Source organism: Pseudomonas sp. P4_B4, assembly GCF_056402255.1.
On sequence record NZ_JBFUHS010000039.1, the window covers coordinates 36,608 to 42,736 of the forward strand.

Below are 6,129 nucleotides of genomic sequence, written 5' to 3' on the forward strand. Positions count from 1 at the left end.
ATTCCTGATATTGGGGACGGCCTACGCGACCATCGAAAAAAACAAAAAACGCGAGAAGTTGACGAGCCTTAGGCTGCAGCAGCTTCTTTCTGGTCGCGAATTGCCGCCAGGGTACGAGCCAATTTGCTGGTAGCGCCTTGAATCACGCTCATCAGCTGAGAAATTGCTTCGTCACGGGTCGGCAGAGTTGCCAGTACGTCGATTTGGTTAGCTGCGAGGAACTTGCCCTCGAACGCAGCTGCCTTGATCTCGAACTTGTCCTGACCCTTTGCGAATTCCTTGAAGATCCGGGCAGCAGCGCCTGGATGTTCTTTGGAGAACGCAATCAGGGTAGGGCCAGTGAACACGTCGTTGAGGACACTGAATTCAGTGTCAGCAACAGCGCGCTTGAGCAGGGTGTTACGTACAACACGTACGTAAACGCCAGCTTCACGAGCCTCTTTACGGAGTCCGGTCATCGCGCCTACTGTTACGCCACGGGCATCAGCCACGACAGCGGACAGAGCGACTTTGGCAGCCTCGTTGACTTCAGCGACGATGGCCTTCTTGTCTTCGAGTTTAATTGCCACGGGTTTAACTCCTGCTTGTTACCGTTTCATCTGGTCGAAACCGGATGTCGTTTTGGTGTCTGATTCGGTAAGGAACCGGGAGCACCATCTGCGTAGGCTTGTGGTTTAAGACTTGCGTCGCCTACGGTCTTGGATAGCCCCCGCCAGGCAGGGACCCCAATTTTTCAATTGGCGCAATCGCTTGCGCCAATCTGTGTCTTACGCGTCGAGCGAGCTTTGGTCGATGACCAGACCTGGGCCCATAGTGGTGCTCAGGGTAACGCGCTTGACGTAAATGCCTTTCGAGGAAGCTGGCTTGATACGCTTCAGATCAGCGATCAGGGCTTCAACGTTTTCCTTCAGCTTGACGGCGTCGAAGCCGATCTTGCCAACGGAAGTGTGGATGATGCCGTTTTTGTCGGTGCGATAACGAACCTGACCAGCCTTGGCGTTTTTAACCGCGGTAGCTACGTCTGGGGTTACGGTGCCGACTTTAGGGTTAGGCATCAGGCCACGTGGACCGAGGATCTGACCCAACTGACCTACAACGCGCATTGCATCCGGGGATGCGATCACTACGTCATAGTTCAGGTCGCCGCCTTTCATTTCGGCAGCCAGGTCGTCCATGCCTACGCGGTCAGCGCCGGCAGCCAGAGCGGCTTCAGCAGCTGGACCCTGAGTGAACACAGCAACGCGAACGGTCTTGCCAGTGCCGTGTGGCAGCACAGTAGCGCTACGAACGACCTGGTCGGATTTACGCGGGTCAACACCCAGGTTTACAGCTACGTCGAACGACTCGCTGAACTTGACAGTCGACAGCTCGGCCAGCAGGGCAGCGGCGTCTACAAAGTTGTAGGCCTTGCCTGCTTCGATTTTGCCGGCGATAGCCTTTTGACGCTTGGTCAGCTTAGCCATTACACACCCTCCACGTTAAGGCCCATGCTACGAGCAGAACCGGCGATAGTACGCACGGCTGCTTCCATATCAGCTGCAGTCAGATCCGCGTTTTTGGTTTTCGCGATTTCTTCCAGCTGAGCACGAGTCACGGTGCCAACCTTAACGGTGTTCGGACGAGCGGAACCGCTGGTCAGACCGGCCGCCTTCTTCAGCAGAACCGAAGCAGGGGTGGATTTGGTTTCGAAAGTGAAGCTACGGTCGCTGTAGACAGTGATGATCACTGGAGTCGGCAGACCTGGCTCAAGACCCTGAGTACGGGCGTTGAAAGCCTTGCAGAATTCCATGATGTTCACGCCGTGCTGACCCAGAGCAGGACCAACAGGTGGGCTCGGGTTAGCCTGAGCGGCTTTCACTTGCAGCTTGATGTAAGCGGTAATCTTCTTGGCCATGAGGCACTCCAATTACGGGTTCAAACGCCTCGAAAGGCTCCCCGGTTACTTGCGCGTTTATCCCAGTGACGACAAAACCCCACAGCCTACGGCTGCGGGGTTGGGATTTTTGTTCAACTAGACCTTTTCGACCTGGCTGAACTCGAGCTCCACCGGAGTAGAGCGACCGAAAATGAGCACCGCGACCTGGATCCGGCTCTTTTCGTAGTTAACCTCTTCAACAACACCGGTAAAGTCCGCAAACGGACCGTCGTTGACACGCACCGACTCACCCGGCTCGAACAACGTCTTCGGCTTCGGCTTGTCGCTGCCATCGGCAACGCGACGCAGAATGGCTTCTGCTTCTTTATCGGTGATTGGCGCAGGCTTATCGGCAGTACCGCCAATGAAACCCATCACCCGAGGAGTATCCTTGACCAAGTGCCAAGTACCCTCGTTCATATCCATCTGCACCAGCACATAGCCAGGGAAGAATTTGCGTTCACTTTTGCGCTTCTGGCCATTGCGCATCTCAACCACTTCTTCAGTGGGAACCAGAATCTCGCCGAAGCCATCTTCCATACCGGCCAGCTTTACGCGCTCGATCAGCGAGCGCATTACATGCTTCTCGTAACCGGAGTAAGCATGCACAACATACCAACGCTTAGCCACGGGACACCCTTAGCCGACAATCAAGGAAACAAGCCAGCCGAGCAGGGAATCAAGCCCCCACAACAGCAACGCCATAACCAGAACAACAGCCACAACGATCAACGTGGTCTGCGTGGTTTCTTGGCGAGTTGGCCAAACGACTTTACGAATCTCGGTGCGCGCTTCCTTAACCAGTACAAAGAAAGACTTGCCCTTGACCGTCTGCAGGCCTACAAAGGCAGCTACGGCAGCAATAGCAAGCAATGCGAGTACGCGGTACAGGATCGGCGAAGCAGAAAAGTACTGATTGCCAACAACGCCAACAACCACCAGAGCGACTACTACAAGCCACTTGAGGAGATCGAAACGAGAGCCTTGAGCTTCAGCTTTAGGAGTCATCTATGAAGATCCTGTGAAAAGAAAGCCAGACACACCGAGTGAATCTGGCAGGTCAGGAGGGAATCGAACCCCCAACCTACGGTTTTGGAGACCGTCGCTCTGCCAATTGAGCTACTGACCTAAAACAAAATCAGGCCGACCATTATGCCGACCCGAAAAAGACTTTACAACACTTACCAGGCAACCTTGGCTGCAACACCGACATCCACGACACCGGCAACCTTCAGAAACACAATCAGGCGCAACCACTACCACCTAAAACAAAGGCAGATATTTTCATATCTGCCTTGTTATATGGAGCTCTTGAGCGGATTTGAACCGCTGACCTCACCCTTACCAAGGGTGTGCTCTACCAACTGAGCTACAAGAGCGTAACACTGTGCAAAACCTGTAAACTTGGAGCGGGTAGCGGGAATCGAACCCGCATCATCAGCTTGGAAGGCTGAGGTTCTACCACTAAACTATACCCGCGAGGCTTACAGCTCTCGCTAAAAATGGTGGAGGGGGAAGGATTCGAACCTTCGAAGTCGTAGACGTCAGATTTACAGTCTGATCCCTTTGGCCGCTCGGGAACCCCTCCTAAGCGAGCCGGCATTCTACATCATGCCAGCCTTCTGTCAAGCATTTTTCTCATTAAAAACCTGAGCTTAGCTGCGTTGACCTCGCTTCACACCGTTTACCGTTTCCGGTGTTCGCTGTGGAGCGGGCGCCATTCTATGCAAACTATTCGATGGGTGCAACCCCCTCGCACGGCATTATTTTATGTTTTAACTCATTGAATTCTTTAGAAAGGTTTTGCAGCTGCAAATCGTCCAGCCAACGCCGGCTTTCCGGTGCGATACGCACCCAATACCCTGCCCCTTCTGTCGCAGTTTTCGGCAGGGACTGATACTTGACCTCCATCCCGCTCAAACGACGCTCAACCGCCTGCGCGGCATCCTGGCGCGTATAGCCGCCCAGATAAAGGCAGCCATTGTCTGTCGAGACAGCCTTACCCTTGTCTTTGGAGACGTCACTTGCTTCGCTCAACAAGCGGATATCTTGTTGAGATCCGCGATACAGACTCAAAGGCGTGACATCCTTCGCGCGCAGAGGAGCCTCTTGTTGATGCCAGATGTAGTAGAAGCCATTGAGGACAAGCAACAGCAGAAACAACCAACGCATAAAAACCTCAGGACAAGGGACAGGCCATGGCCAATCCGACAAACACCAAGTCCGGAACAACCCTGGCCTGAGGCACGACCTCAGTAACCAGGCTCGCATCCCCTCCGGTGAGGAACAGGACAAAGTCCTCCCCCCAGTAACTGCGCGCCAACTCGAGCTGGGTCAGCACAAAACCGCGCAACATCAACAGACAACCACGCTCTACAGCCTCGACAGTCGCGCGACCTGGAACAAGACTTTCCAGAGCCTGCTCGGCCGCCAGATCCCCATAACGAATTTTGCGAGTGTGGGTGCGCAATTGATTACGCATCAACGGCATCCCCGGACAGATGAAACCACCCAGGTGCTCCCCATCCGCAGCGATAAAGTCAGCAGTCACGGCCGTACCGAAGTCGAGCACCAGGCACGCACCTGAAGCCAGATGAAAGCCTCCGAGCATTGCAAGCCACCGATCCAGACCCAGCCGCTCAAACTCCTCATACCCATTGCGCACGCCTGACATTTCACGTGCTGGCGTTGCGCACACAACCGGCATATCAAAGGTATCCCTGAGCAAAGACGTCAGCGCAGCGGTTTCCTCCGCGGTCCTGACGCTCACCAGCCGGCAAAACGTAAGGGCAAGCCCTTTGAGCCCCCCCAACCCCTCCAGCAATGCGAGATTGGAATCGACGACCCCCTCACCGAGCACCTGCCCAGCATTAACAGCAAGTACACGCCACTTGATGAAACTATTCCCACAATCGAGCTCAAGAATCATCACGCAACCTCAGGCTCAACTCACCACCACTGAAGACTTTCTCCACACCATCCACCTTCAGGCGCAAGGCGCCTTGGCCATCGATACCAAGTACCTCACCATCAATTTGATTGACACCGGCAATCAACGACACGCTTCGCCCCTGCCACAGGTGATTTTGCTCCCACTCCGACTGGATGGCCAAAAAACCACCCGCCTGGTGACGAGCCAGGTATCGCTGCAGCATCTCCCCCAGCACCGCGACCAATTGGTTGCGATCAAACAATTTGCCCGACTCGAGCCGCAGGGATGTCCATTGCTGGTCCACCTCGTCAGCGGACTGCATGTTCACATTGATTCCAACCCCCAGGACCACGTGGCACACATCAGCAGGGTCACCAACCAACTCGAGTAATATTCCCGCGATCTTTTTCTGGCCCACAAGGACATCGTTAGGCCACTTCAATCCAGCGGCTGCAATACCGAGTTCACGCAACGTCTGCAAGACAGCGAGCCCAACGACGAGACTCAAACCCTCCAACTGACGCATCCCACCATCAATGCGTAGCACCAGGCTGTAATAGACGTTTTCTGCGAATGGACTGACCCACTTGCGACCACGTCGCCCGCGTCCGGCTGTCTGCCGCTCCGAAAGCACCACAAACGGTGCCGCTTGCCCGCGCTCAATAGCACGCAGCGCCTCGGCATTCGTGGAGTCGATTGAATCGTAAACCTGGACGGGCCAGGCGCAAGAAAGCGCCTGAGCGCTTATCTCGGCAGGATCGAGCAGCGCTAATGGCGCGGACAATTGATAGCCACGCCCACGAACTTTATGAATAGACAAACCCAGTTCAGCTTCCAAATGCTGAAGCTGCTTCCACACAGCACTACGACTGACGCCCAGGGCAGCACCCAATGCTTGACCCGAATGGAATCGGCCATCTTTAAGAAGCTTTAACAACGTCAGCATGCAGGTCTCGCCTCACAATGAGGCCCGCATGATAGCCACGCATCGAGCGATTGCATAGAAATCCAGTAGTCGTGGCTTTCCCGCGGACAAAAACAAAACCCCAACTGCTTTCGCAATTGGGGTTTCGGAATTTAATCTTGACGATGACCTACTCTCACATGGGGAAACCCCACACTACCATCGGCGATGCATCGTTTCACTGCTGAGTTCGGGATGGGATCAGGTGGTTCCAACGCTCTATGGTCGTCAAGAAATTCGGGTACTGAGTCGTGACCGGTTGGTCTCGCTTCAGCAAATTGGGTATGTGATAGCTTCGGTGTTTTGTGAGTATCTCGA

The 6,129-nt window shown here is 54.6% G+C and carries 8 protein-coding genes, 4 tRNA genes and 1 rRNA gene; all 13 read right to left on the reverse strand.

Annotation, left to right across the window (positions count from 1 at the left end):
* Positions 1 to 68: 68 nt before the first annotated feature.
* Positions 69 to 569, reverse strand: a complete 501-nt coding sequence (rplJ, locus tag AC1DVE_RS27440; RefSeq protein ID WP_007970413.1) for a 50S ribosomal protein L10 — start codon at positions 567 to 569, stop codon at positions 69 to 71.
* Positions 570 to 767: 198 nt separating this feature from the next.
* Positions 768 to 1,463, reverse strand: coding sequence for a 50S ribosomal protein L1 (gene rplA, locus AC1DVE_RS27445; RefSeq protein ID WP_003186095.1), 696 nt, complete (start codon positions 1,461 to 1,463; stop codon positions 768 to 770).
* Positions 1,463 to 1,894: a 50S ribosomal protein L11 gene (gene rplK, locus AC1DVE_RS27450; RefSeq protein WP_007933726.1), complete on the reverse strand. Its 432-nt coding sequence runs from the start codon at positions 1,892 to 1,894 to the stop codon at positions 1,463 to 1,465. Before rplK ends, rplA begins: the two co-directional genes overlap by 1 nt.
* Positions 1,895 to 2,011: 117 nt before the next feature.
* Entirely contained in the window at positions 2,012 to 2,545 is a 534-nt protein-coding gene (gene nusG, locus AC1DVE_RS27455; RefSeq protein ID WP_007984405.1) for a transcription termination/antitermination protein NusG, read from the reverse strand.
* 9 nt (positions 2,546 to 2,554) lie between these two features.
* Entirely contained in the window at positions 2,555 to 2,923 is a 369-nt protein-coding gene (gene secE, locus AC1DVE_RS27460) for a preprotein translocase subunit SecE (protein ID WP_007984402.1), read from the reverse strand.
* Positions 2,924 to 2,968: 45 nt separating this feature from the next.
* A tRNA-Trp gene (locus tag AC1DVE_RS27465) sits at positions 2,969 to 3,044 on the reverse strand.
* A 174-nt stretch (positions 3,045 to 3,218) separates the two neighbouring features.
* Positions 3,219 to 3,294, reverse strand: a tRNA-Thr gene (locus tag AC1DVE_RS27470).
* Between the two features lie 26 nt (positions 3,295 to 3,320).
* Positions 3,321 to 3,394 (reverse strand) — tRNA-Gly (locus AC1DVE_RS27475).
* Positions 3,395 to 3,418: 24 nt separating this feature from the next.
* A tRNA-Tyr gene (locus tag AC1DVE_RS27480) sits at positions 3,419 to 3,503 on the reverse strand.
* A 143-nt stretch (positions 3,504 to 3,646) separates the two neighbouring features.
* A complete protein-coding gene (locus AC1DVE_RS27485) occupies positions 3,647 to 4,087 on the reverse strand; it encodes a hypothetical protein (RefSeq protein WP_223453682.1) in 441 nt (146 codons plus the stop codon).
* A 7-nt stretch (positions 4,088 to 4,094) separates the two neighbouring features.
* Positions 4,095 to 4,844, reverse strand: a complete 750-nt coding sequence (locus AC1DVE_RS27490; protein WP_223453684.1) for a pantothenate kinase — start codon at positions 4,842 to 4,844, stop codon at positions 4,095 to 4,097.
* On the reverse strand, positions 4,834 to 5,793 hold the full coding sequence (birA, locus tag AC1DVE_RS27495; protein ID WP_223453686.1) for a bifunctional biotin--[acetyl-CoA-carboxylase] ligase/biotin operon repressor BirA: 960 nt from the start codon (positions 5,791 to 5,793) through the stop codon (positions 4,834 to 4,836). The genes AC1DVE_RS27490 and birA overlap by 11 nt, the downstream gene beginning before the upstream one ends.
* A gap of 135 nt (positions 5,794 to 5,928) precedes the next feature.
* A 5S ribosomal RNA gene (gene rrf / locus AC1DVE_RS27500) occupies positions 5,929 to 6,044 on the reverse strand.
* Positions 6,045 to 6,129 lie beyond the last annotated feature (85 nt).

Excerpts from the sequence above, each read along its gene's own strand:
- rplA (WP_003186095.1), bottom strand. The coding sequence starts at position 1,463 with ATGGCTAAGCTGACCAAGCGTCAAAAGGCTATCGCCGGCAAAATCGAA.
- rplK (WP_007933726.1), bottom strand. The coding sequence starts at position 1,894 with ATGGCCAAGAAGATTACCGCTTACATCAAGCTGCAAGTGAAAGCCGCT.
- secE (WP_007984402.1), bottom strand. The coding sequence starts at position 2,923 with ATGACTCCTAAAGCTGAAGCTCAAGGCTCTCGTTTCGATCTCCTCAAG.
- AC1DVE_RS27485 (WP_223453682.1), bottom strand. The coding sequence starts at position 4,087 with ATGCGTTGGTTGTTTCTGCTGTTGCTTGTCCTCAATGGCTTCTACTAC.
- AC1DVE_RS27490 (WP_223453684.1), bottom strand. The coding sequence starts at position 4,844 with ATGATTCTTGAGCTCGATTGTGGGAATAGTTTCATCAAGTGGCGTGTA.
- birA (WP_223453686.1), bottom strand. The coding sequence starts at position 5,793 with ATGCTGACGTTGTTAAAGCTTCTTAAAGATGGCCGATTCCATTCGGGT.